The organism is Streptomyces gottesmaniae (assembly GCF_031845845.1).
GTDB lineage: Bacteria > Actinomycetota > Actinomycetes > Streptomycetales > Streptomycetaceae > Streptomyces > Streptomyces akebiae.
On record NZ_JAVRFJ010000002.1, the window covers coordinates 289,999 to 313,635 of the forward strand.

Genomic DNA, 23,637 nt, shown 5'->3' on the forward strand with positions numbered 1-23,637 from the left:
GCGGTATCCCGCGCCCCTCGCGGGGCGCGATCCCCGTACCCTGTATCAGCAACTTCACCGCTTGTTGTTTTGAGGAAGGCGTACGTCTGTCATGGCCCAGCAGGACACCGATCAGCAGCACGTGGGCGTGCTCCCCGTCGATGACGAGGGTTTCGTCATCGACACGGAGGACTGCGAGGAGCGCGAGCAGGCGTACCGCGAGCGTGGCACGTCGTTGCCGATCACCGTGGTCGGGAACCCGGTGCTGCACAAGGAGTGCAAGGACGTCACGGAGTTCGGCGACGAGCTGGCCAAGCTGGTGGACGACATGTTCGCCAGCCAGCGCACGGCGGAGGGCGTGGGCCTGGCCGCGAACCAGGTCGGCGTCGATCTGAAGGTGTTCGTCTACGACTGCCCGGACGACGAGGGCAAGCGCCACACCGGTGTCATCTGCAACCCGAAGCTGGTCGAACTGCCCGCCGAGAAGCGCCGGTTGGACGACAGCAACGAGGGCTGCCTGTCCGTGCCGACGGCGTACATGCCGCTCGCCCGCCCCGACTACGCCGAGGTCACCGGGCAGGACGAGAAGGGCAACCCGATCAAGGTGCGCGGCACCGGCTACTTCGCGCGCTGCCTTCAGCACGAGACCGACCACCTGTACGGCTACCTCTACATCGACCGGCTCTCCAAGCGCGAGCGCAAGGACGCCCTGCGGCAGATGGCCGAGAACGAGCCCCGCTACCCCGTGGTCGCCAACGACTGAGCCGGATCGGCGGCGCCTCAGGCGGCCTCCGGGCCCCGGAACGTCCGGCGGTAGGCCTGCGGGGTCGTACCCAGCGACCGGACGAACTGATGACGCAGGGCGGCGGCGGTGCCGAATCCGGTGCGCCAGGCGATGGCGTCCACCGTCTCGTCCGTCGCCTCCAGCAACCGCTGGGCCAGCAGGACCCGTTGGCGCAGGATCCAGCGGTACGGGGTGGTTCCGGTCTCCTGCTGGAAGCGGCGCGCGAACGTGCGCGGGGACATGTGCGCGCGGGCGGCGAGCTGCTCGACGGTGACCTCCTCGTCGAGGTGCCGCTCCATCCACACGAGCACCTCGCCGACCGTGTCGCACTGCGAGCGCGGCAGCGGCCGCTCGATGTACTGGGCCTGGCCGCCGTCGCGGTGCGGAGGCACCACCATCCGCCGGGCGATCTTGTTCGCCACCTCCGGCCCCTGCTCCTTGCGGACGATGTGCAGACAGGCGTCGATACCGGCCGCCGTGCCCGCCGAGGTGATCACCGGGTCCGCGTCGACGTACAGCACGTCCGGCTCGACCACCGCGCGCGGGTACTGCCGGGACAGCTCCTCGGCGTGCCGCCAGTGGACCGTGCACGACCGGCCGTCCAGCAGTCCGGCCGCGCCCAGCACGAAGACGCCCGAGCACACGCTCAGCACCCGGGCGCCCCGGTCCGTGGCCCGGCGCAGCGCGTCCAGCAGCTCGGCCGGGTAGATCCGGTGCACATAGCTTTCGCCCGCCGGTACGACCACCAGGTCGGCCTCTTCGAGCCGGTCCAGGCCGTGCTGCGTGGAGACGGTGAAGCCCGCGTGCGTCCGCAGGGTCGGGCCCTCCGCCGACGCGACCGCGAAGTCGTACACCGGCAGGCCCTCGTCGCTGCGGTCGAGGCCGAACACCTCGCAGACGACTCCCAGTTCGAAGGGGTGCACGCCGTCCATGAGGATCGCGGCCACGTTCTTCAGCATGCTGCCAGTGTGCCTCGGAAGTGGCAGTAATTCGAGGGGGCGCGGCAGTCCTGCCACTGTTTGTCAGGAGCGTTCGGCGCGACAGTGGTGTCCATGGATACGACACAGCTGCAAGGACTCATCGGAACACTGGCCGTCCTCGGACTCCTCGCCCTGGTGGTGCTGCCCGCGGTCATCGGCGCCGTGCACGACCGGCGCGTCGACCGGCAGCTCGAACGGGCGGCGGAGGAGCGGCGGGCGTCGCACCGCGTCGCCCGCCCCGCCTGATCGCGTGAAGACCACGGCTCCCCGCCCGTTCGGCCAAGGCCGCCGAACTAGAAGTCCTCGTCCAGGTCGACGGTGCCCTCCACCGCGACCTGGTACGCGGACGGACGTCGCTCGAAGAAGTTGGTCAGCTCCTGGACGCCCTGCAACTCCATGAAGGAGAAGGGGTTCTCCGAGCCGTACACCGGGGCGAAGCCGAGACGTGTGAGGCGCTGGTCGGCCACGCACTCCAGGTACTGCCGCATCGACTCCGTGTTCATCCCCGGGAGACCGTCACCGCACAGGTCGCGCCCGAACTGCAGCTCGGCCTCGACGGCCTCCCTCAGCATGTCCGTGACCTGCTGCTGCAATGCGTCGTCGAAGAGCTCCGGCTCCTCCTTGCGGACGGTGTCCACCACCTCGAAGGCGAAGGACATGTGCATCGTCTCGTCGCGGAAGACCCAGTTGGTGCCGGTGGCCAGGCCGTGCAGCAGACCCCGGCTGCGGAACCAGTAGACGTACGCGAAGGCGCCGTAGAAGAACAGGCCCTCGATGCAGGCCGCGAAGCAGATCAGGTTGAGCAGGAAGCGGCGGCGGTCCGCCTGGGACTCCAGGCGGTCCAGCTTCTCGACCGAGTCCATCCACCGGAAGCAGAACTCCGCCTTCTCCCGGATGGAGGGGATGTTCTCCACGGCCGCGAAGGCCGCGGTCCGGTCCTCCGGGTCGGGGAGGTAGGTGTCCAGGAGCGTCAGATAGAACTGGACGTGCACGGCCTCCTCGAAGAGCTGGCGGCTCAGATAGAGCCGAGCCTCCGGGGAGTTGATGTGCTTGTAGAGGGTCAGTACGAGGTTGTTCGCCACGATCGAGTCGCCCGTCGCGAAGAACGCGACCAGGCGGCCGATCAGGTGCTGCTCGGCCGGGGAGAGCTTCGCGAGGTCGGAGACGTCCGAGTGGAGGTCGACCTCCTCGACGGTCCAGGTGTTCTTGATCGCGTCCCGGTAGCGCTCGTAGAAGTCCGGGTAGCGCATCGGGCGGAGCGTGAGCTCGAAGCCGGGGTCGAGGAGATTCTGGTTGCTGGGCATTACTGGCAGGCCTCGCAGGACTCGGGGTTCTCAAGGGAGCAGGCGACGGCATCCGGGTCGGCCGGCTGCTGGACGGGGATGGTGTTCTCGGGCCGGGCCGGGGTCTGCGCCTGGCCCTGGCCCTGTGCCGCGCGGGCGATGCGGGTCGCCGGGCGAGAGCGCAGGTAGTACGTGGTCTTCAGGCCCGACTTCCACGCGTACGCGTACATCGAGGAGAGCTTGCCGATCGTCGGCGTCTCCAGGAACAGGTTGAGCGACTGGGACTGGTCCAGATACGGCGTGCGGGCGGCGGCCATGTCGATCAGACCGCGCTGCGGGATCTCCCAGGCCGTGCGGTACAGCGCCCGTACGTCGGCCGGGATCCACGCGAAGTCCTGCACCGAGCCGTTGGATTCGCGCAGCGCCTCACGGGTGCGGGCGTCCCAGACGCCCAGCTCCTTCAGGTCCTTCACCAGATACGAGTTGACCTGGAGGAACTCGCCGGACAGCGTCTCGCGCTTGAACAGGTTGGACACCTGGGGCTCGATGCACTCGTACACACCGGCGATCGAGGCGATGGTGGCCGTCGGCGCGATGGCGAGGAGCAGGGAGTTGCGCAGGCCCGTCGTCGCGACGCGCTCGCGCAGGGCGGACCAGCGCTCCGGCCAGGTGGGCTCGACACCGTAGTGGTCGGGGTGCAGCACACCGCGCGCCGTACGGGTCTTCTCCCAGGCCGGAAGCGGGCCGGCCCGCTCGGCGAGGTCGGCGGAGGCCTCGTACGCGGCGAGCATGACGCGCTCGGCGATCCGCGTGGACAGGGCCTTCGCCGCCGGGGAGTCGAAGGGCAGACGCAGCTGGAAGAAGACGTCCTGGAGGCCCATCGCGCCGAGTCCGACCGGACGCCACCTGGCGTTGGAGCGGCCCGCCTGCTCGGTCGGGTAGAAGTTGATGTCGACCACGCGGTCGAGGAAGGTGACGGCGGTGCGGACGGTCGCGTCCAGCCGCTCCCAGTCCATGTCGCCCGTCGCCCGGTCGACGAACGCGCCCAGGTTCACCGAGCCCAGGTTGCAGACCGCCGTCTCCCCGTCGTCGGTGACCTCCAGGATCTCCGTGCAGAGGTTGGAGGAGTGGACGACGTGGCCCGGCTCGGCCGTCTGGTTCGCCGTGCGGTTGGCGGCGTCCTTGAAGGTCATCCAGCCGTTGCCGGTCTGCGCGAGGGTGCGCATCATCCGGCCGTACAGGTCACGGGCCGCGATGGTCTTCTTCGCCAGGCCGTCCGCCTCCGCCTTGCGGTACGCGGCCTCGAACTCCTCGCCCCACAGGTCGACCAGCTCGGGTACGTCGGCGGGGGAGAACAGCGACCACTGCTCGTCCGCGTTCACCCGGCGCATGAACTCGTCCGGGATCCAGTGCGCCAGGTTCAGGTTGTGCGTACGCCGGGCGTCCTCGCCGGTGTTGTCGCGAAGCTCCAGGAACTCCTCGATGTCGGAGTGCCAGGTCTCCAGGTAGACCGCGGCCGCGCCCTTGCGCCGGCCGCCCTGGTTCACGGCGGCGACCGAGGCGTCCAGCGTCTTCAGGAACGGCACGATGCCGTTGGAGTGCCCGTTGGTGCCCCGGATCAGCGAACCGCGCGAGCGGATGCGGGAGTACGACAGGCCGATGCCGCCGGCGTGCTTCGAGAGGCGGGCCACCTGGTGGTAGCGGTCGTAGATGGAGTCCAGCTCGTCCAGCGGGGAGTCGAGGAGGTAGCAGGACGACATCTGGGGGTGTCGCGTACCGGAGTTGAAGAGCGTGGGGGAGGAGGGGAGGTAGTCGAGGCGGCTCATGAGCCCATAGAGCGCGGCGACTTCGTCGAGGGCACGGATGCCCGCCTCCGCGTCGGCACCCGTGTCCTCGGCGAGGCCGGCGGCGACCCGCAGCATGAAGTGCTGGGGCGTCTCGACGACCTTGCGGGTGAGGGGGTGCCGGAGCAGATAGCGGCTGTGCAGGGTGCGCAGGCCGAAGTAGCCGAAGCGGTCGTCCCCGGCCGGGTCGATCAGGGCGTCGAGGCGCTCGGCGTGGGTGCGGGTGAACTGGGCCGTGCGGTCGGCGACGAGTCCCTCCCGGTGGCCCACGGCGATGGACTCGGTGAACGTGGTGACACCCTGCGAGGCCGCCTCGGCACGGATGCCGACGGCCAGCAGCCGGGCGGCCAGCTTCGAGTAGGCGGGATCCTCGGAGATGAGGCCCGCGGCCGCCTCCGTGGCCAGCTCACGCAGCTCCGCGACCATCTCGGCGGAGGACACACGCACCGACCGGCCGCGCAGCGCGGCGGCGGCGACCCGGCCGGGATCGGCGTCGGGGAGGTCGGCGGTCAGCTCGGTCAGGGTCCGCAGCAACGCGGTACCAGGACCGTCGGTCTCCGTCGTCGGGTCTGCTGGAACCGACCTGGCTGCGGCCGGGTCGGCTGACACCGGATCGGCTGGCGCGATGGTCACGTGGGGCTCTCCCTCGCTCGGCTGGGGCCCTGCGGAAGGCAGGCGGCAGCACACGAGCGCACGGGGGCGTCGCGTCCACCGGCCCATTCCACGAGGCCCGGACGTCAGGGCACCCGGACCGGACGGCCGGGCGCACTGTCGGCAGGTGTTCGGACTGAACAGGCGTGCACATTTGACGACGTATGCACGCGAGTACACCGTTGCGGGACAGTTCCGGATTCACACCGGATTCCCCTGCGGCGACAGCGAGCATGAGCATACATCTAGTGCCGGGGCGCGGTGTCACCCCCACATGTTGTGTCGCCATCGGCTTCGCAGGGTGTCAGAGTGTCAACTCGTAGGTGAGCAGCGTGAGGTCCAGAACGTCGGGGAGGGGGTTCCAGTCGCGCTCAGGTGTGCGAGTGAAGCCCAGGCGTCCGTAGATGCGATGGGCCGCGTGCATGCTCCGCTGGGTCGACAGGACGACACGCGTACAGCCCTCCACGGTGCGGGCGCGCTCCAGGCAGGCCCGTACGAGTGCCTCACCGACACCTCGTCCGCGGGCCTTCGGGGAGACCGCGAGCATCCGTATCTCGGCTTCTCCCTCGCGGGCGATGTCGGCCATGGGCCCGCCCGCGGGGACGAAGGTCACTCCGCCCAGCACCTGTCCCTCCGCGACCGCCACGAGCACGTCGGCCCGGGCGGCCCGCTTCGCCACGTCCCGCAGCTCGTCGAGGTACTGGTCGCTCTCTCCGAAGTCCAGCAGCCCGTCGCGGAGGTAGGCCTGTGCGGTGATCTCGCCGAGCGTGGCGTACTCCTCGGGAGCCACCGGCCTGATCGTGATGTCCATGCGTCGCAGTGTGCACGAGGGGCGGCTTCGCACGGCGGCGGTTTTCCACAGGCGCCGCCGATGGTCGGACAATCAGATCGCGTCAGGGTGTCGCCGGCCACCTGGGCAGCGTCGTCACGAAGTCCGCGCTGAAGTCGCGGGTGCCCGGTCCCAGCGCGACGCGGCCGGTGGCCTGCAGACGGGCGGTCAGGGCGGGGGACTCGGAGTAGTAGACGCGCCGGGCGGCGGCCGGCACGAACACGGTCTGGCCACGTGTGAGTTCGCTCGCGCACTCCACGACGACGGCCCCGTCGGCGGCCTCGACGAACGCCTCGTCGCCGCAGACGCCGACGGCCAGCGGATCGTGCAGCGGGCAGGTGCCGTCCCCGCCGTGGCGGGTGTAGGCGGCCATGTAGGTGCGCATCAGCCGGGCGGCGAGGGCCGTGCCGGGCCCCGCGGCCTCCAGCGCGGCCAGGTCGTCGGGGCGGAACAGCCAGCGGTGCGAGGCGTCGAGGTCGACCATGGTGAACGGGATGCCGGAGGACAGCACGATCTCGGCGGCGTCCGGGTCGGCCCAGATGTTGAACTCGGCGACCGGGGTGAAGTTGCCCGGGACCTGCGCGGCGCCGCCCATGAACACGAACTTGCGGACGCGGTGGGCGAAGTGCGGGTCCTCCAGCAGGGCGATCGCCACGTTGGTGAGGGGGCCGGTGGCGCAGACCGTCAGCTCGCCCTCGTACTCCCTCGACAGGCGCAGCAGGGCCTGGGCGGACGACTCCGTCGGGTGGGGGGCCGTCGAGTCGGGGAGGGTCTCGTCGCCGAGGCCCGCGGGGCCGTGGAAGGCGGATGCCTCGCGGTAGGGGAGGCGGGAGAGGGGGCGGCCGGCGCCTCTGTGGACCGGGACGTGGGCGTCGATGCGCAGGGCCCGGGCGAGGGCGCGGGCGTTGGTGTACGTGGCTTCGGCGGGGAGGTTGCCGCCGGTCGAGGTGTACGCCTTGAGGTCCCACAGGTCGGTGCCGAGCAGGTACTGGAGGGCTACGGCGTCGTCGATGCCGGGGTCGCTGTCCAGGACGATCGGGGGGCGAGCGGTCACCGTTGCAGCGTAGCCGGGTGCGCGCCCCCGCCGCCCCTACCCGGTCCCTTCCACCAGGGGCTGCGCCCCTTCGACCCCTGTCCGCGAGTCCGGTGGGGGCTGGTCGCGCAGTTCCCCGCGCCCCTGAAAAAGCGGGGCTGCGCCCCTGCTTTTTCAGGCCGCCAGCCCCCTGGACCCGCGCCCGCCTAGTGGCTGGTTCCCGCCGTCGCCGGAGGGAGTTCCACCTGGACGCCCGGGTCGCCGGCGTCCGCCGTGTAGTCCTGCGGCCTGGTCTCGTCGATGCCGTCGGGAGCCTTGGCGGCCCGCAGGACGAAGGTGAGGACCACCGTGACCACGACGTTGAGGACGAAGGCCGTCAGACCGATGTAGCCGATCTCGCCGATGCCGGGGATCTCGGCGGACGAGCCGCCGAAGTGCTTCTGGGTCGGGGAGGCCACGCCGTACGCGGCGATCGTCCCGTACAGCATGCCGACCGCCCAGCCGGCGATGAGGGCCCAGCGGTGGAACCAGCGGGTGAAGAGGCCGCCGACGAGGGCCGGGAAGGTCTGGAGGATCCAGATGCCGCCCAGGAGCTGGAAGTTGATGGCGACCGTCTTGTCCATGGTGAGGACGAAGGCCAGCGCGCCGACCTTCACCAGCAGGGACACCAGCTTGGAGACCTTGGTCTCCTGTGCGGGCGTGGCGTCCGGCTTGATGAAGTCCTTGTAGATGTTGCGGGTGAAGAGGTTCGCCGCCGCGATGGACATGATCGCCGCGGGCACCAGGGCGCCGATGCCGATGGCGGCGAAGGCCACGCCCGCGAACCAGTCGGGGAACATCGTCTCGAACAACTGCGGGATCGCCAGCTGCCCGTTCTGCACCTGGATCCCGGCCGCGATCGCCATGAAGCCGAGCAGGGCCAGCAGGCCCAGCATGAGCGAGTACAGCGGCAGGATCGTGGTGTTGCGGCGGATGACCTCACGACTCTTCGACGACAGCGTCGCCGTGATCGAGTGCGGGTACATGAAGAGCGCCAGCGCCGAGCCGAGGGCGAGCGTCGCGTAGGTCCACTGGTTGGCGTCGCCCGGGACCAGCGCGCCGCGTGGCTTGTCGGTCGCCGGGTTGGTCTGGCTGTAGGCCTCGCCCGCCTTGGCGAAGATGTCGTCGAAGCCGCCGAGCTTGATCGGGATGTAGATGATCGCCACCGCGATGACGATGTAGATCAGGGTGTCCTTGACGAACGCGATCAGTGCGGGGGCCCGGAGGCCGGAGGAGTAGGTGTAGGCCGCCAGGACACCGAACGCGATCAGCAGCGGCAGGTCCTTGATGAACCAGTTGGTGTCCTCGCCGCCGCCGACGCCCATCACGTCCAGGACGGCCTGGATGCCGACGAGTTGGAGGGCGATGTACGGCATCGTCGCGAGGATGCCGGTCAGCGCGACCGCCAGCGACAGGCCCTTCGAGCCGAAGCGGCCGCGGACGAAGTCAGAGGTCGTCACATAGCCGTGCTTGTGGGAGACCGACCACAGACGGGGCAGGAACGTGAAGATCAGCGGGTAGATCAGGATCGTGTAGGGCACCGCGAAGAAACCGGCCGCGCCCGCCGCGTAGATCGCCGCCGGCACGGCGACGAAGGTGTACGCGGTGTAGAGGTCGCCGCCCAGCAGGAACCAGGTGACCCAGGTGCCGAACGACCGGCCGCCCAGGCCCCATTCGTCGAGGCTGTGCTCGTTCTCGGCCTTGCGCCAGCGCGCGGCCAGGAAGCCCATGACCGTGACGGCCAGGAAGAAGAAGATGAAGACGGCGAGTGCCACGCCGTTCACGCCGTCCTTCACTTCTCGACACCCCCGTCCTGGGACTGCTCCGGCTGCTGAGGCTGCTGAGACCTGCCGTCTTTCCGGGCGCGCTGGTCACGCTGCCACAGGACGTACGCGGTGGCGGTGAGCGCGGTGGAGATGAGCACCCAGGCCATCTGGTACCAGTAGAAGAAGGGGATGCCGATGAACGCCGGGTCCGTCTTGGCGTACGAGCCGACCCAGAGCATCGCGGCGAACGGTGCGAGCAGGCACAGGGCGATGACCACCCTGACAGGTGTCACCGTCGGTGGTCCCGCTTCCGGGGCCGGTGGTCTCACTTCGGACGCTTCTGACATGTCCCGGTTCCGTCCCCTCGCTGATCACCATTGGTCACCGCTGATCACCTGCTCAACGCGCAGGAAATGTAAGGGACGGCTTCCTTCGCACGGAACCCCCTGTCCGGATATCGGATGCGGAGGTTCTGTGTTCAAGCCCATGGTTCGACAGCAGCGGGATGCCTGCCGGAGGTCCGCTTCGGGGGCGTGCGCGCGGATGCCCGGCACAGCGGCCGCGCGCCGACTCGTCGGTCCGGAGGATCCGGGCGGTTCAGTCCTGCGGCCGCTTGAGCCGGGCCACGAACTTGTACCGGTCGCCCCGGTACACGGACCGCACCCACTCCACCGGCTGACCGTCCTTGTCCAGCGAGTGCCGCGAGAGCATCAGCATCGGCAGGCCCACGTCCGTGCCCAGCAGGCCGGCCTCGCGCGGGGTGGCCAGCGAGGTCTCGATGGTCTCCTCGGCCTCGGCGAGCCGGACGTCGTACACCTCGGCGAGCGCGGTGTAGAGGGACGTGTACTTCACCAGCGACCGGCGCAGGGCCGGGAAACGCTTGGCGCTCAGATGGGTCGTCTCGATCGCCATCGGTTCGCCGTTCGCCATGCGCAGCCGCTCGATGCGCAGCACCCGGCCGCCGGCGGTGATGTCGAGCTGTCCCGCGAGCGTGTCGTCGGCGGTGATGTAGCCGATGTCCAGCAGCTGCGACGTGGGTTCGAGGCCCTGGGCGCGCATGTCCTCGGTGTACGAGGTGAGTTGCAGCGCCTGGGAGACCTTCGGCTTGGCCACGAACGTGCCCTTGCCCTGGATGCGCTCCAGCCGCCCCTCGACCACCAGCTCCTGCAGCGCCTGACGCACCGTCGTGCGTGAGGTGTCGAACTCGGCCGCGAGGGTGCGCTCGGGCGGTACCGGGGTGCCGGGCGGAAGCGTCTCGGTCATGTCGAGCAGGTGCTTCTTCAGCCGGTAGTACTTGGGCACGCGTGCGGTACGGACGGTCGCCCCGTTCTCGTTCTCCGCACTGCTGACGTCGGTGCTCATGCTCCGCCTTCCCGGCTCCTCGTGGCGTGATCCCTCTGTATACCTTCGCAGGCCTCGCTGGTCTAGTCCACGGAGAGGTCTCCGCTGGTCCACCTGAGGAGGGCGCAGTGGTCTACCCGAAGAGTGTGGCTCAGTCGCGCGGTTTTCGCTGGCTTATTACATAAAGGTTCCTGCATATGTAGGTCGCATAACGGCTGGTGGGAGGGGGTTCGAGCACCCTTGACACGGTGAATGGTCTGAGCCAAGCTCCGGCGTACTGGTCTACACCATTGGTCCAGGTCCTGGCCCCATGGGCGGTACGTCTGTCACCGCGGGGAGCAGGGGGGTTTGTGGCATCCCTGAGCAATGGCATCCCTGAGGAGGGTGGCGTGAAGAGGAAGCTGACGACCGCGATTTGTGTCGCGGGCATGATGGTCTCCATCGCGGCGTGCGGGGGCGGCGAGGACAAGAGTTCGGACACGGGGGCGGACACCAAGGAGCTGACGGTCTGGCTCACGGTCGACGCGCAGAACAACTGGCCGGAACTGGTCAAGGCCGCCGACACGGCGATCGAGAAGAAGCACCCCGGCATCAAGATCACGCACGAGTACTACGGCTGGCCCGACAAGAACGCCAAGCTCGACGCCGTCCTCGCCACCGACAAGGCCCCCGACGTGGTCGAGATGGGCAACACGGAGATGCTCGCCTACATGGTCAAGGGCGCCTTCGCCCCTCTCGACCAGGCGAAGTTCGACAACTCCGACGCCTGGCTGGACGGCCTCAAGGCCTCCGTCACCTACGAGGGAAAGACCTACGGCGTCCCGTACTACGCCGGTGGCCGCGTCGCGAACTGGCGCAAGGACGTCTTCGCCGCCGCGGGCGTCAAGTCCCCGCCGAAGACGTACGACGAGCTCACCGCCGCCCTCGACAAGGTCCAGAAGAAGCAGGGCGACAAGTTCAGCGCCTGGTACCAGCCCACCCGTGACTGGTACGCGGCCATGTCCTTCGTCTACGACGCAGGCGGCTCCATAGCCGTCGAGTCCGGTGGCAAGTGGAAGGCCAGCCTCTCCTCCCCGGAGTCCCTCAAGGGCCTCGAAGAGTTCGAGAACGTCGTCGACACCTACATGCACGGCGACAAGACCAAGGACGAGTCCGACCGGTACATCGTCTACGGCCAGGGCAAGTCCGGCATGATCTTCGCCCCCGCCTGGGAGGGTGCGACCGCCGCGGCCAAGGAGAACGACAAGACCGGCAAGCTCGAGGGCAACGTCGAGAACTTCGTGATGCCCGGCCCGTCCGGCGAGAACCTGCCCGTCTTCCTCGGCGGCAGCGACCTCGCCGTCCCGGTGAAGTCCGACGCGCAGACCGTCGCCGCCGAGTGGATCAACGCCTTCACCGGGCCCGCCGGGCAGAAGGGTCTGATGGAGAAGGGCAACCTGCCCAACAACAAGACCGACCTCGCCACGCTGAAGGACGACCCGGCGACGGCGGTCCCGGCCACCGCGGCCGAGTCCAACTGGTTCGTGCCGATGGCACCGGGCTGGGGCCAGGTCGAGAAGGCGCAGATCCTCCAGAAGATGCTGCAGTCCATCGGCACGGGCAAGCAGTCGGTCGAGGACGCCGCGAAGGAAGCGGACGCGGCGATCGACAAGGTCATCAACACCGAGTGACGGCGACCCGTGGTCGGGTCCGGCGGACGACGCCGGGCCCGACCGGGAGCGTCACAGGCCGGTGCGTGACACAGGCCGGCGCCTGACACGGACCGGTGCGTGACGCGGGCCGGTGGGTGACACCAGACAGTGCCGCGACGGGTGGTTGGCTCGCTGCCCGTGCGTCGTGGCTGGTCGCGCAGTTCCCCGCGCCCCTTCGGGGTGCTCGCTGCCGGCCCCTCCTTCATCTGCTTAGGAGCGCGCGATGAGTGCCGCAGACACGACTGCCCCCGCGAAGGTGCCGCCCGCACGGCCGGCGCCGCCGCCGACTCCACCGGTGGTCACCGGCAGTCCGACCAGACGTCGGGCTGGTGGGGCCGCTGTCCCTTGGGCCCTCCTGGCCCCCTGCCTGCTGATTCTCGCCGTCGTCCTCGGCTACCCACTCGTCCGTCTCGCCACCCTGTCCTTCCAGGAGTTCGGCCAGTCCCAGCTGTGGGGGTTCAAGCCGGCGGAGTCGGTCGGCTTCGACAACTTCGCCGAGGTGCTGGGCGACAGCGAGTTCTGGGCGGTCGTCGTCCGAACCGTCGTCTTCGCCGCCGCCTGCGTGGTCTTCACGATGGTCATCGGCATGGCGATCGCCCTGCTCCTCCAGCGGGTCTCCGGCTGGGTGAAGACGCTCATCAACATCGCGCTCGTGGCGAGCTGGGGCATGCCGATCATCGTGGCCACGACCGTCTTCAAGTGGCTCTTCGACTCCGACTACGGCATCTTCAACGCGCTGCTCAGCAAGCTCCCGGGCGTCGACATGATCGGCCACAACTGGTTCGCCAGCGGACCCGAGGGCCTGGCCGTCATCACGCTCCTGGTCGTCTGGGGCGCGGTGCCGTTCGTCGTCATCACCCTCAGCGCCGGCCTCACCCAGGTCCCCAAGGAGTTGGAGGAAGCCGCCCGCCTCGACGGAGCCGGTGCCTGGGGCGTCTTCCGCTACGTCACCCTCCCCATCCTCAAGCCCATCATCGTGATGCTCACGACCCTCTCCGTCATCTGGGACATGGGCGTCTTCCCCCAGGTCTTCGTGATGCGCAACGGCCACCCGGAGGCCGAGTTCCAGCTGCTCACGACCTACTCGTACGACAAGGCGTTCGTGGTCAACGACTACGCGCAGGGCTCGGCGATCGCCCTGCTGACCGTGCTGTTGCTGCTCGGCGTGATCGGCGTCTACATGCGCCAGATGCTGAAGATCGGAGAGGTCGAATGAGTACCGCCACCGTCTCCGGCCCCCGGAGGTCCAAGCTCGGCTGGAACCTCCTCGGCCTGTTCGTCTTCGTGACCGCGGGCTTCCCCGTCTACTGGATGCTCAACACGGCGTTCAAACCGGCCAAGGACGCGATCGACCCCGACCCCAGCCTGCTGCCGACCTCCCTCACCTTCGCCAACTTCGGCCGCGCGCTGGACATCGCCGACTTCTGGGGTCCGGTCGGCCGCAGCCTCGTCGTCTCCCTCACGGTCGTCGTGATCGGCATCGTCGTCGGCATGCTGGCCGCCCTGGCCATCTCCCGCTTCGCCTTCCGCGGCCGGAAGGTCGTCATCGTCGGCATCCTGGCCGTGCAGATGGTCCCACTGGTCGCCATGATCATCCCGGTCTTCCTGCTCCTGAACGACCTCGGCCAGTACGACCGTCTGACCGGCCTGATCATCACCTATCTGACCTTCATCCTCCCGTTCACCGTGTGGACGCTGCGCGGCTTCATCGTCAACATCCCGCGCGAACTGGAGGAGGCGGCCATGGTCGACGGCTGCTCCCGCACCACCGCCTTCATCCGCGTCGTGTTCCCGCTGCTGGCGCCGGGCATGGTGGCGACCTCGGTCTACGCCTTCATCCAGGCGTGGAACGAGTACCTCTACGCCCTGATGCTGATGAGTCAGCAGAACCAGACCGCGACCGTCTGGCTCGGCAACTTCACCACCAAGCACGGCACCGAATACGCCCCGATGATGGCCGGCTCCACCATGATGGCCGTGCCGATCGTCGTCCTCTTCCTCCTCGTCCAGCGCAAGATGGCCGCGGGGCTCACCGCGGGCGCCGTGAAGGGATAACCAACCCTGATGTCACCGACGACATTCGCCACCGGCTCGCCCGGTTCCCCGTCCGGACAGGACGGGCTCACCCGGGACGCCCTGACGGTCCTCCAGCCCGGCTTCACCGGCACCACCGCCCCCGACTGGCTGCTGCGCCGCCTCGGCGAGGGACTCGCCTCCGTCGGTCTCTTCGGCCGCAACATCGTCTCGCCCGGACAACTCGCCGCCCTCACCGCCCAGCTGCGCGCCGAGCACGAGGACGTCCTGGTCGCGATCGACGAGGAGGGCGGCGACGTCACCCGCCTGGAGGTCCGCACCGGCTCCTCCTTCCCGGGCAACCACGCCCTGGGCGCGGTCGACGACGTGGACCTCACCAGGCAGGTCGCGTCCGCCCTGGGCCGCCGCCTGGCCGAGTGCGGCGTCAACCTCAACTGGGCCCCGTCGGCCGACGTGAACGCCAACCCGTCCAACCCCGTCATCGGGGTCCGCTCCTTCGGCGCCGATCCTGAGCTGGTCGCCCGCCACACGGCCGCCTACGTCACCGGCCTGCAGGCCGCGGGCGTCGCCGCCTGCACCAAACACTTCCCGGGCCACGGCGACACCGCCGTCGACTCCCACCACTCCCTCCCTCGCATCGACGCGGACCGCTCACTCGTGGACACCCGGGACCTGGCCCCGTTCCGGGCCGCCATCGCCGCCGGGTCGCGCGCGATGATGAGCGCCCACATCCTGGTCCCGGCCCTGGACGCCGACCTTCCGGCAACGTTGTCCCGCTCCATCCTCACCGGCCTCCTCCGCGACGAACTGGGCTACGACGGCCTCATCGTCACCGACGGCATGGAGATGCAGGCCATCGCAGGCACCTACGGCATCGAACACGGCAGCGTCCTCGCCCTCGCCGCCGGCGCCGACGCCATCTGTGTCGGCGGCGGCCTCGCCGACGACGAGACCGTCCGCCGTCTTCGCGACGCCCTCGTCACCGCCGTCCGCACCGGCGAGCTCCCCGAGGAACGCCTGGCGGACGCGGCGCACCGGGTCCGGGCACTGGCCCGGTGGACGCGATCGGCCGCCGGGGGAGCGGACGGCGTCGACCGCACGTCGCAGGAGCTCCGCGGGCAGACCGGCGGCGCCGGCGCGGACATCGGTCTCGTGGCCGCCCGCCGCGCCCTGACCGCGACCTTCGCGGCGCCCTACGACCCGCCCACCCAACCCGTGTACGTAGCGGCCTTCACCCCGGTGGCGAACATCGCCGTGGGAGACGAGACCCCCTGGGGCGTCGGCGCGGAACTGGCCCGCCTCCTCCCCGGCACCGAGACGGGCACCTTCGCCGGCGACAGCGCCGGAGCCTCTGCCCTGGCGGTCGCGGGCACCCGTCGTATCGTCGCCGTCGTCCGCGACGAACACCGTCATCCCTGGATGACCGCCGCCCTGGACGTCCTCCTGACCACCCGCCCCGACACCGTCGTCGTCGAGATGGGCATCCCCCAGTCCCCGCCCCGGGCCGCCCTCCACATCGCCACCCACGGCGCGGCAAGGGTCTGCGGCAGAGCGGCCGCGGAGATCATCGCGGGCGGGCGCTAGGTACGGCGGGCACCCCCGGCCCCCGGCCCCTCGACGACCCGTGAGGCGGCCCGCACCCCGCCCCACAGCACACAGGCGCCACGGCCCTCCTCACCGGGCCGTGGCGCCTTTTCGCGCACCCACCTGCGGCTTCAGATCCCCTGCCAGTCGGGCTTGTTTTCGTACGTGTGCCGGAAGTAGTCCGCCAGCTTCAGCTTCGACGCGGCGCCCTCGTCCACCACGACGGTCGCGTGGCGGTGGAGCTGCAGCGCCGACGCGGGGCACACCGCCGCCACCGGCCCCTCCACGGTCGCCGCGACGGCGTCCGCCTTGCCCTCGCCCGTGGCGAGCAGCACCAGATGCCGGGCCTCCAGGATCGTGCCGATGCCCTGGGTGATGACGTGGTGCGGCACCTGGTCGATGTCGCCGTCGAAGAACCGCGCGTTGTCGATCCGGGTCTGCTCGGTGAGGGTCTTGATCCGGGTCCGGGAGGCGAGCGACGAGCACGGTTCGTTGAACCCGATGTGCCCGTCGGTGCCGATACCGAGCACCTGCAGATCCACACCGCCCGCCTCGGCCAGCGCCCTGTCGTACGCCTCGCTCGCCCCCGCCACGTCCTCGGCGGTGCCGTCGGGTCCCATGAAGGCGTCCATCCCGAGCCCGAGCGGCTCCAGCACCTCCCGTCGCAGCACCGAGCGGTACGACTCGGGATGCTCGGCCGGCAGCCCCACGTACTCGTCGAGCTGGGCGATCCGTGCCCGTGAGACATCCACGGCACCCGAGCGCACCTTCCGCGCCAGCGCCTCGTAGATGGGCAGCGGGGTCGATCCCGTGGCCACCCCGAGCAGCGCCTCGGGCTTCCGTCGGAGCAACTCCGCCATCGCCTCGGCTATGAGCTCGCCACCCGCCTTGGCATCCGGAACGATGACAACTTCCACGCTGGGCCTGCCGATCTGGAAAGTAAGGACTCAAGAGGACTCGACCGGAACCTGCGGGGCCAAGCACCTTCCATGTGGTGTAGACCAATCTAGCAGGGGTGGCCCCTTCTCCACAGGGGGCGATCGGCCCGCCCGCCGCCCGCCGGGGCGGACCGGTGCCGGTGTTCCGGCCCGCCCCGGGCCGAAGCGGGCTACTCTGCGGGTGGGCCGGCCGCTGGAGGCCGGGCAAGGGAACAACAACAAACATCCGCCAACGCATGGACACGCGCAGTGGTCTAGTCAACAATGCGTGGTAGAGCATGTGATCGATCAGCGGCCCGCCGCCGGGATCGCACGCGACGACAAGCCTCCGTCTTCCCCGCACAGGAAGGCGGAATCGAGGAACCGGCGCTCTCTGCCCTGACTGCTCCGGGTCCTCATCCTTCGGCCGACTGGGACCGCACACCCCACGGCCGATGTTGCTCCGGGCTGCGGTGCCGGGAGGGTTGAGGGTCCCTCTCAGGCGCCGCGGCCCGCGGGTGCTTCCCGGGCCCGTACCGGCCATATCAACGGCGGTTTCCGGTCATGTTCGTACCGCCAGGTACGCTCGCACACGTGCCCTCCATGAACGAACTCGTCCGCCAGCACACCGCCCTCAGCGACTCCGACCTGGAGTGGCTGCATCTGCTGGTGTCGGAGTGGCAACTGCTGTCCGACCTCTCCTTCGCCGACCTGGTCCTCTGGGTTCCCACGCGCGACGGCACCCGTTATGTCTCCGTGGCCCAGATGCGCCCCAACACCGGCCCCACCTCGTACCAGGACGACATGGTCGGCCATCTGGTCCCGCGCGGCCGCCGCCCCCTGCTCGACGCCGCGCACGACGAGGGCCGGATCGTCCGCGAGGGCGACCCGGAGTGGCGCGAGGAGGTGCCCGTACGGGTCGAGTCCATCCCGGTGCGCAGGGAGGGGCGCGTCCTCGGCGTCATCGCGCGCAACACCAATCTGCTGACCGTGCGCACCCCGAGCCGCCTGGAGCTGACGTATCTCCAGAGCGCGTCCGACCTGGCCCAGATGATCGCCGCGGGCGCGTTCCCGTTCCCCGACCAGCAGGTCGACATGGACGCCTCACCACGCGTCGGCGACGGGCTGATCAGGCTCGACGCCGACGGCATCGTCCAGTACGCCTCCCCGAACGCCCTCTCCGCCTATCACCGTCTCGGCCTCGCCGCCGACCTGGTGGGCTGCCACCTCGGCCGTACCACCGCCGAACTCGCCCCCTCCCGAGGCCCGGTGGACGAGGCGCTCGCCAAGGTGGCGAGCGGGTGGGCGCCGCGCGAGTTCGAGATCGAGTCCAGTGACGGGGTGATCCAGTTCCGTGCGATCCCCCTCAAGCCCAAGGGGCCACGCATCGGTTCGCTGGTGCTGCTGCGGGACGTGACCGAACTGCGGCGACGCGAGCGCGAGTTGATCACCAAGGACGCGACCATCCGGGAGATCCACCACCGGGTGAAGAACAACCTCCAGACCGTGGCCGCCCTGTTGCGCCTCCAGGCCCGGCGTATCGATTCCGAGCGCGGCCGGGAGGCCCTCGAAGAGGCCGTACGGCGGGTCGGGTCGATCGCGATCGTGCATGAGACGCTGTCCCAGAATCTGGACGAGCGGGTGGAGTTCGACGAGATCGCCGACCGGGTGCTCGCGATGGTCGCCGAGATCTCACCGGGCAAGGTCGTCGGCCGGCGCACCGGACGGTTCGGCATCCTGGACGCGGAGGTCGCCACCCCGCTGTCCATGGTCCTCACCGAGATCCTGCAGAACGCCCTCGAACACGGTTTCCGTGAGGGCGACACCGGCACGGTCGAGGTCTCGGCCGTCCGCGGCGGCAGCTCCAAGGAGACCCGGCTGCTCGTCACCGTCCAGGACGACGGCGTCGGCCTCCCCGAGGGCTTCGATCCACACCGCTCGGGCAACCTCGGCCTGCAGATCGTACGGACGCTGGTGGAGGGGGAGTTGGGCGGCACCTTCGACATGGTCCCGGCGCCGGAGCGGGGCACTCAGGTGATCCTGGACATCCCGGTGCGTGCCCAGAAGTAGCGCGCGTACGGCGGAACCCAGCACCGTGGGGCGTCGTGCCGGAAACAGCACCGAGCCCCGGACCATTGTGTGGTCCGGGGCTCGGGCTCGTGGCTGGTTAAGCGCACCGGGGGCACTGCGCGCTGCGGCTCGGGGGCGGGAGAAGCGCACTCGCTGTGCGCGCCGCCAAGCTCAGGCTATTGCTGGGTGGGATGTCAGGCGGATGCCTGACGGGCCCGGTTGCGGGCGGCGCGGCGCTTCATGGCGCGGCGCTCGTCCTCGCTGAGACCACCCCAGACGCCGGAGTCCTGGCCGGACTCAAGCGCCCACTGCAGACACTGCTCGATAACCGGGCAGCGACGGCAGACAGCCTTGGCTTCCTCGATCTGCAGCAGCGCAGGACCGGTGTTGCCGATGGGGAAGAAGAGCTCGGGGTCTTCCTCGCGGCAAACGGCGTTGTGACGCCAGTCCATGGCTGCTACCTCTCCTTGGTATTACATGCACGTTAGCTTGTGAATGTGAACGCTTTCACGAATCCCTCAACAAGTGAAGGGCCGATCACCAGACGGACTGGTGTGGTCCTGTGGATTGAGGAGGGGTTCTGGCGCTTGCTTGAGCCGGTGTTGCGGGCTGTCCCGAGCGCCACGTAGAGACTCGCAAACCTCAGCGGCGGATACAACCCCTTCCGGAAAGTTTTTTTTGATTCCTCGGTGTCGACTGTGTCACAGCCGTACTTCCATGGGGTGGATCCTGGCCTAAACGTTCGAGTGGAAGGACTTTTGCCCGTTCCGCTCACACAATCACACGCAGTGCACGGCGTACGCCTGTGAACGTCACGCTCGTACGCAGTCCGAGGTGGTCGCCGTCCATCTGCAGGGGGAGGGGGGCCTTCGAATGCAAGGTGAAGTCGGTCAGGTCGTGCAGGGTGGTGGCGTGCTTGCCCTGGGGTCCGCGCTCGGGGGACGAAGTGAGCAACTGTGTGCCATATCGGGCGAGCGCGGGCGTCGACATGCGGCTGAGACCGAGCACGTCGAGACCTTTATCGAACGAGGCCTTAGGTGACGCGTACACCGGGCGATTACCCAGAAACGTCCAGGGGGACGTGTTGCAGACTATGGACAGCACAAGATCGGAAATGGGGTCCTCGCCGGCCCGCTCCAAAGTGATCGTGCCGAGTCTGCGGTGGGGCTCTTCCAGAAACTGCCGGAAAGCCTGACGCAGGTAAAGGGCGTGTGTGGATTTCCGCCCGCGTTCCCGCTGTTGCTCGACCCGGCCGATCACGCCCGCGTCGAACCCGAGGCCGGCGCAGAACGTGAACCAGCGGGACGGCACTGCCTCGTCCTCCGTGCCCGGGGTGCCCGAGGCCATGCCCAGGCCGACCGTGCGCTCCCGGCTCTCGCGCAGCGCGTCGAGCAGGGCGCCGGTCGCCTCCACGGCGTCGTTGGGCAGGCCCAGGGCGCGGGCGAAGACATTGGTGGAGCCGCCGGGGACCACCGCGAGACGGGGAAGGCGGTCGGGGTCCGGGCCGTGGTGCAGCAGACCGTTGACGACTTCGTTGACCGTGCCGTCGCCGCCGAGCGCGACGACCAGTTCTATGTCGCCCTTGCCCTCCGCGGCCTGGCGGGCGAGGTCCCGGGCGTGACCCCGGTACTCGGTGGTCACCGCCTCCAGCTTCATCTCGCTCGCGAGGGCGTGGATCAGCACATCGCGCGTACGTGCGCTTGTGGTGGTTGCCGCCGGATTGACCACGAGAAGTGCACGCATGAGTTGCAGCGTACCTACTGGGTGGTACCCGGCCCATACCGAGGTGCGGATCAAGGGGGAGATCAGGTAGTGACGATGAGCACGTGGGGGGCGCGCGAACGCGGCATACGTGCCGGACACCGAGCACTGGCTCGGGCAGCTCGGGGGCGGAGCGGGTCACGGGGCGAGGGCTACCCTTCAGGGGTGAGCCCTGAGCAGACCCCCACGCCGGACACCTCCGACGCCGAGCCCCGCCCCGGGCGGCTGACCGCCGCGGCCGCGCTGGCCGCGCTGGAGGGGGTGGCCCTGCTGGTGGGCGGCGGGGCCATGCTCGTCGTCGGCGTCACCGGTGACACGGACGACCTGAGCACCGGCGTCACCGGCGGCATCACCCTGATCGCGCTGGCCCTGCTGCCGCTGATCGCCGCGCGCGGGCTGCTGCTGCGGCGGAGCTGGAGCCGAGGGCCCGCCATCATCACCCAGATCATGGCGCTGCCGGTGGCCTACAACCTGCTGCGTGCCGACAGCGTGGCGATCCCGGCGGGCATCGCACTGGCGGTGGTCGCGGTGGCCGCACTGGTCCTGCTGATCAATCCGGCCACGACCCAGGCCCTCGGCATCCAGGGCCCGGGGCGGGCGCGGGAACCGAAGGCCTAGGGTCGCCGGGCGGCCACGTCAGCCGACGGTCTGGTCGGCCGCTGAGCCGAACCGCCGGGGAAGCCGACGGCCCGGCCGGCCGACGAACTGCTGCTGAATCCGGCGGCCCAGCCGATCACCGGGCGGACGGAGGCTGAGGCCTGCTCGGCCGGGCATCCGCGGAAGCAGCGGGCCTGCTCGGCCGGGCATCCGCGGAAACCGAAGGCCCTGGGCGCCGCTGACGGCTCCTGGAGCTGTCTCGCACCACGAACGGCGCCCCGGCTCCGCCCCCGCTACTCCTCGACGAGCAGCTTCTCGCGCAGTTGTGCCAGCGTCCTCGCCAGCAGCCGGGAGACGTGCATCTGGGAGATGCCGACCTCCTGGGCGATCTGCGACTGGGTCATGTTGCCGAAGAACCGCAGCAGCAGGATCCGCTTCTCGCGCGGCGGGAGGTCTTCGAGCAGCGGCTTCAGGGACTCCCGGTACTCGACGCCCTCGAGCGCCTCGTCCTCCGCGCCGAGCGTGTCCGCGACGGCCGGGGACTCGTCGTCGGTGTCGGGGACGTCCAGGGAGAGCGTGGAGTACGCGTTGGCCGACTCCAGGCCCTCCAGGACCTCCTCCTCCGAGATGGCCAGCTTCTCGGCCAGCTCGTGCACCGTCGGGGAGCGCCCGTGCTGCTGCGACAGCTCGGCCGTGGCCGTGGTCAGCGCGAGCCGCAACTCCTGCAGCCGGCGCGGTACCCGCACCGCCCAGCCCTTGTCGCGGAAGTGCCGCTTGATCTCGCCGACGACCGTCGGAGTCGCGTACGTGGAGAACTCCACGCCCCGGTCCGGGTCGAAACGGTCCACCGACTTGATCAGGCCGATGGTGGCGACCTGCGTCAGGTCGTCCAGCGGCTCGCCGCGGTTGCGGAACCGACGTGCGAGGTGCTCCACGAGCGGCAGGTGCATCCGGACGAGCCTGTTGCGTAGCTCCGCGTACTCGGCACTGCCGTCCGGCAGGGCGCGCAGCTCCACGAACAGGGCGCGCGCCCCGCTGCGGTCATGAGGGTCGTGCTGTGCGCTTCGCACGCTCTGCGCGCTCGCCTCGTCGTGTCGCTCGTGCTCGCTCATAGTCCCGCCCGCCGTCACCGTTCCCCCAGTTCTCGACTGTGGTCGAGCGGGGGAGGCCCCAGTCCGCCCTCGTGAGGACGTGGTGCTCCGTAGGGCACCCTCCGGATCCCGTTGCCCGTCGGAGGATGCCTCGCCGTCGGACGGCTCCGCCCACCGAGAGGCTCCGGCCGCCGCCGAGGACTCGTCCTCCGGGTGCGGCCGGGCCTGCTCGGGGATGCCGTCGACGCCGTCCGCCAGATGCGCCGGCCCACTCGGACCGCCGTCATCCTCCGCGGGCAGTTCCCGTGTGCCGCGTTCTTCGTCCCGCACCGGCCCGTCCCCGTTCCTCACGCCGGCCCGGGGCCGGCGCCGCGCTGTTTGTAGAGGCTGATCGAAACGGTTTTGTCGTCGGCCACCGCGGAGGAGACCTTGCCCGCCAGGGCCGACAGCACGGTCCAGGCGAAGGTGTCGCGCGAAGGGGCGTGGCCGTCCGTGGTGGGGGCCGAGACCGTGACCTCCAGCGAATCGTCGACCAGACGGAAGACACAGCTGAGCACCGAGCCGGGCACGGCCTGCTGCAGCAGGATCGCGCAGGCCTCGTCGACCGCGATGCGCAGATCCTCGATCTCGTCGAGGGTGAAGTCCAAACGGGCTGCGAGGCCGGCCGTCGCCGTACGCAGCACCGACAGGTAGGCACCCGCGGCCGGCAGCCGGACTTCCACGAAGTCCTGGGTCCCGGGCTCGCCTGCGATCTGGGACACCCTCACCTCCAAGGTGGTACAAGCTTTTTCGGGGGCCGAGGGTCGCCCCCCGGGGTAACGCGCTACGTGGTTCAGCGGTGACGCTATCGCGCTACCGAGCGCCGTGTCCTCGGGGTCCTGAGGACCCCACCCCATGCTGTCACTCATAGTAAGCCTATGAATACGCTCGGTGGCTAGAGGTCTGCGGGCCTCAAATAGGAAGAGCGCGCGCCGGATTGACGTACCCAGGCGTCGGACCGCCGAACCGTGTCACACGAGTACGTCGACGTGTCACGGGGTGACATGGTTCCGTCGTACGTCGTCTCGGCCGTGTTCGTCAAACGAGTACATGGTCCACGAAGCACCAGCGCCAGGTCTCACCGGGCTCGAACGTACGCATGATGGGATGGCCGCTCTCCTTGTGATGCTCGGTCGCGTGCCGCATCGGCGAGGAGTCGCAGCAGCCCACGTGCCCGCACTCCAGGCACATCCGCAACTGCACCGGGTGGCTCCCGGCGGCAAGGCACTCCGGGCAGGTGTCGCTCAGGGGATCGGGCTCGGGGTGCGGCAGCGCGTCCGTGTGCGTGCACTGTTTCATGATTGCCAGGTTACGACGGGCGCGC

Annotated in this window: 22 protein-coding genes and 1 riboswitch; of the genes, 8 read left to right on the top strand and 14 right to left on the bottom strand. The window is 69.6% G+C overall.

What is annotated here, in order from left to right; translation table 11 throughout:
- Window positions 1–91 precede the first annotated feature (91 nt).
- Complete coding sequence (def, locus tag RM704_RS03765) at window positions 92–742, top strand: peptide deformylase (protein ID WP_033525443.1); 651 nt, start codon at window positions 92–94, stop codon at window positions 740–742.
- Window positions 743–759: 17 nt separating this feature from the next.
- Here the strand turns inward: def and RM704_RS03770 are convergent, their stop codons facing one another.
- Window positions 760–1,722: a GlxA family transcriptional regulator gene (locus tag RM704_RS03770; protein WP_033525442.1), complete on the bottom strand. Its 963-nt coding sequence runs from the start codon at window positions 1,720–1,722 to the stop codon at window positions 760–762.
- A 93-nt stretch (window positions 1,723–1,815) separates the two neighbouring features.
- Here RM704_RS03770 and RM704_RS03775 point away from each other — a divergent pair, with 93 nt between their 5' ends.
- Entirely contained in the window at window positions 1,816–1,989 is a 174-nt protein-coding gene (locus RM704_RS03775; RefSeq protein ID WP_192829574.1) for a hypothetical protein, read from the top strand.
- Between the two features lie 47 nt (window positions 1,990–2,036).
- Here RM704_RS03775 and RM704_RS03780 read toward each other — a convergent pair whose 3' ends face one another.
- From RM704_RS03780 to RM704_RS03810, 7 genes are all read right to left on the bottom strand, one after another.
- Window positions 2,037–3,047 carry a ribonucleotide-diphosphate reductase subunit beta gene (locus RM704_RS03780; RefSeq protein ID WP_192829573.1) on the bottom strand — a complete coding sequence of 337 codons (1,011 nt, stop codon included), beginning with the start codon at window positions 3,045–3,047 and terminating at the stop codon, window positions 2,037–2,039.
- Complete coding sequence (locus RM704_RS03785) at window positions 3,047–5,503, bottom strand: ribonucleoside-diphosphate reductase subunit alpha (RefSeq protein WP_033525439.1); 2,457 nt, start codon at window positions 5,501–5,503, stop codon at window positions 3,047–3,049. Before RM704_RS03785 ends, RM704_RS03780 begins: the two co-directional genes overlap by 1 nt.
- 123 nt (window positions 5,504–5,626) lie before the next feature.
- A riboswitch (cobalamin riboswitch) is annotated at window positions 5,627–5,762 on the bottom strand.
- A gap of 63 nt (window positions 5,763–5,825) precedes the next feature.
- Window positions 5,826–6,332 carry a GNAT family N-acetyltransferase gene (locus RM704_RS03790; protein ID WP_033525438.1) on the bottom strand — a complete coding sequence of 169 codons (507 nt, stop codon included), beginning with the start codon at window positions 6,330–6,332 and terminating at the stop codon, window positions 5,826–5,828.
- 82 nt (window positions 6,333–6,414) lie between these two features.
- Window positions 6,415–7,404 carry a nucleoside hydrolase gene (locus RM704_RS03795; RefSeq protein WP_033525437.1) on the bottom strand — a complete coding sequence of 330 codons (990 nt, stop codon included), beginning with the start codon at window positions 7,402–7,404 and terminating at the stop codon, window positions 6,415–6,417.
- A gap of 185 nt (window positions 7,405–7,589) precedes the next feature.
- Window positions 7,590–9,218: a monocarboxylate uptake permease MctP gene (gene mctP / locus RM704_RS03800; RefSeq protein WP_033525436.1), complete on the bottom strand. Its 1,629-nt coding sequence runs from the start codon at window positions 9,216–9,218 to the stop codon at window positions 7,590–7,592.
- Window positions 9,215–9,535: a DUF3311 domain-containing protein gene (locus RM704_RS03805; protein ID WP_063774449.1), complete on the bottom strand. Its 321-nt coding sequence runs from the start codon at window positions 9,533–9,535 to the stop codon at window positions 9,215–9,217. Before RM704_RS03805 ends, mctP begins: the two co-directional genes overlap by 4 nt.
- Before the next feature lie 250 nt (window positions 9,536–9,785).
- On the bottom strand, window positions 9,786–10,550 hold the full coding sequence (locus RM704_RS03810) for a GntR family transcriptional regulator (RefSeq protein WP_033525434.1): 765 nt from the start codon (window positions 10,548–10,550) through the stop codon (window positions 9,786–9,788).
- Window positions 10,551–10,918: 368 nt separating this feature from the next.
- On the opposite strand from RM704_RS03810, the gene RM704_RS03815 reads away from it, so the two are divergent.
- The 4 genes from RM704_RS03815 to RM704_RS03830 all read left to right on the top strand — a co-directional run bounded on the left by RM704_RS03815 (window position 10,919) and on the right by RM704_RS03830 (window position 15,838).
- Window positions 10,919–12,199, top strand: coding sequence for an extracellular solute-binding protein (locus tag RM704_RS03815; RefSeq protein WP_033525433.1), 1,281 nt, complete (start codon window positions 10,919–10,921; stop codon window positions 12,197–12,199).
- Window positions 12,200–12,443: 244 nt separating this feature from the next.
- Complete coding sequence (locus tag RM704_RS03820; RefSeq protein WP_033525432.1) at window positions 12,444–13,436, top strand: carbohydrate ABC transporter permease; 993 nt, start codon at window positions 12,444–12,446, stop codon at window positions 13,434–13,436.
- Window positions 13,433–14,275, top strand: coding sequence for a carbohydrate ABC transporter permease (locus RM704_RS03825; protein ID WP_033525431.1), 843 nt, complete (start codon window positions 13,433–13,435; stop codon window positions 14,273–14,275). Before RM704_RS03820 ends, RM704_RS03825 begins: the two co-directional genes overlap by 4 nt.
- Before the next feature lie 9 nt (window positions 14,276–14,284).
- Complete coding sequence (locus RM704_RS03830; protein ID WP_033525430.1) at window positions 14,285–15,838, top strand: glycoside hydrolase family 3 protein; 1,554 nt, start codon at window positions 14,285–14,287, stop codon at window positions 15,836–15,838.
- A 131-nt stretch (window positions 15,839–15,969) separates the two neighbouring features.
- Here the strand turns inward: RM704_RS03830 and nagB are convergent, their stop codons facing one another.
- Entirely contained in the window at window positions 15,970–16,755 is a 786-nt protein-coding gene (gene nagB / locus RM704_RS03835; RefSeq protein WP_033525429.1) for a glucosamine-6-phosphate deaminase, read from the bottom strand.
- 603 nt (window positions 16,756–17,358) lie between these two features.
- Here nagB and RM704_RS03840 point away from each other — a divergent pair.
- On the top strand, window positions 17,359–18,825 hold the full coding sequence (locus RM704_RS03840) for a sensor histidine kinase (protein ID WP_033525428.1): 1,467 nt from the start codon (window positions 17,359–17,361) through the stop codon (window positions 18,823–18,825).
- Between the two features lie 194 nt (window positions 18,826–19,019).
- Here the strand turns inward: RM704_RS03840 and RM704_RS03845 are convergent, their stop codons facing one another.
- Window positions 19,020–19,277, bottom strand: coding sequence for a WhiB family transcriptional regulator (locus tag RM704_RS03845; RefSeq protein ID WP_003992873.1), 258 nt, complete (start codon window positions 19,275–19,277; stop codon window positions 19,020–19,022).
- Between the two features lie 319 nt (window positions 19,278–19,596).
- Window positions 19,597–20,568, bottom strand: a complete 972-nt coding sequence (locus RM704_RS03850) for a diacylglycerol/lipid kinase family protein (protein WP_033525427.1) — start codon at window positions 20,566–20,568, stop codon at window positions 19,597–19,599.
- A gap of 183 nt (window positions 20,569–20,751) precedes the next feature.
- Here RM704_RS03850 and RM704_RS03855 point away from each other — a divergent pair, with 183 nt between their 5' ends.
- Complete coding sequence (locus tag RM704_RS03855; RefSeq protein ID WP_033525426.1) at window positions 20,752–21,204, top strand: hypothetical protein; 453 nt, start codon at window positions 20,752–20,754, stop codon at window positions 21,202–21,204.
- Between the two features lie 272 nt (window positions 21,205–21,476).
- Here RM704_RS03855 and RM704_RS03860 read toward each other — a convergent pair whose 3' ends face one another.
- The 3 genes from RM704_RS03860 to RM704_RS03870 form a co-directional block, all read right to left on the bottom strand.
- Window positions 21,477–22,625, bottom strand: coding sequence for a SigB/SigF/SigG family RNA polymerase sigma factor (locus RM704_RS03860; RefSeq protein WP_078936951.1), 1,149 nt, complete (start codon window positions 22,623–22,625; stop codon window positions 21,477–21,479).
- A complete protein-coding gene (locus tag RM704_RS03865; RefSeq protein ID WP_033525425.1) occupies window positions 22,622–23,035 on the bottom strand; it encodes an ATP-binding protein in 414 nt (137 codons plus the stop codon). The genes RM704_RS03860 and RM704_RS03865 overlap by 4 nt, the downstream gene beginning before the upstream one ends.
- 316 nt (window positions 23,036–23,351) lie before the next feature.
- Entirely contained in the window at window positions 23,352–23,612 is a 261-nt protein-coding gene (locus RM704_RS03870; protein ID WP_033525424.1) for a UBP-type zinc finger domain-containing protein, read from the bottom strand.
- Window positions 23,613–23,637 lie beyond the last annotated feature (25 nt).

Bases quoted from the DNA above. Each gene is read 5' to 3' on its own strand.
- def (WP_033525443.1), top strand. From the start codon at position 92: ATGGCCCAGCAGGACACCGATCAGCAGCACGTGGGCGTGCTCCCCGTC.
- RM704_RS03770 (WP_033525442.1), bottom strand. From the start codon at position 1,722: ATGCTGAAGAACGTGGCCGCGATCCTCATGGACGGCGTGCACCCCTTC.
- RM704_RS03775 (WP_192829574.1), top strand. From the start codon at position 1,816: ATGGATACGACACAGCTGCAAGGACTCATCGGAACACTGGCCGTCCTC.
- RM704_RS03780 (WP_192829573.1), bottom strand. From the start codon at position 3,047: ATGCCCAGCAACCAGAATCTCCTCGACCCCGGCTTCGAGCTCACGCTC.
- RM704_RS03790 (WP_033525438.1), bottom strand. From the start codon at position 6,332: ATGGACATCACGATCAGGCCGGTGGCTCCCGAGGAGTACGCCACGCTC.
- RM704_RS03805 (WP_063774449.1), bottom strand. From the start codon at position 9,535: ATGTCAGAAGCGTCCGAAGTGAGACCACCGGCCCCGGAAGCGGGACCA.
- RM704_RS03810 (WP_033525434.1), bottom strand. From the start codon at position 10,550: ATGAGCACCGACGTCAGCAGTGCGGAGAACGAGAACGGGGCGACCGTC.
- RM704_RS03820 (WP_033525432.1), top strand. From the start codon at position 12,444: ATGAGTGCCGCAGACACGACTGCCCCCGCGAAGGTGCCGCCCGCACGG.
- RM704_RS03825 (WP_033525431.1), top strand. From the start codon at position 13,433: ATGAGTACCGCCACCGTCTCCGGCCCCCGGAGGTCCAAGCTCGGCTGG.
- RM704_RS03830 (WP_033525430.1), top strand. From the start codon at position 14,285: ATGTCACCGACGACATTCGCCACCGGCTCGCCCGGTTCCCCGTCCGGA.
- RM704_RS03840 (WP_033525428.1), top strand. From the start codon at position 17,359: ATGAACGAACTCGTCCGCCAGCACACCGCCCTCAGCGACTCCGACCTG.
- RM704_RS03845 (WP_003992873.1), bottom strand. From the start codon at position 19,277: ATGGACTGGCGTCACAACGCCGTTTGCCGCGAGGAAGACCCCGAGCTC.
- RM704_RS03850 (WP_033525427.1), bottom strand. From the start codon at position 20,568: ATGCGTGCACTTCTCGTGGTCAATCCGGCGGCAACCACCACAAGCGCA.
- RM704_RS03870 (WP_033525424.1), bottom strand. From the start codon at position 23,612: ATGAAACAGTGCACGCACACGGACGCGCTGCCGCACCCCGAGCCCGAT.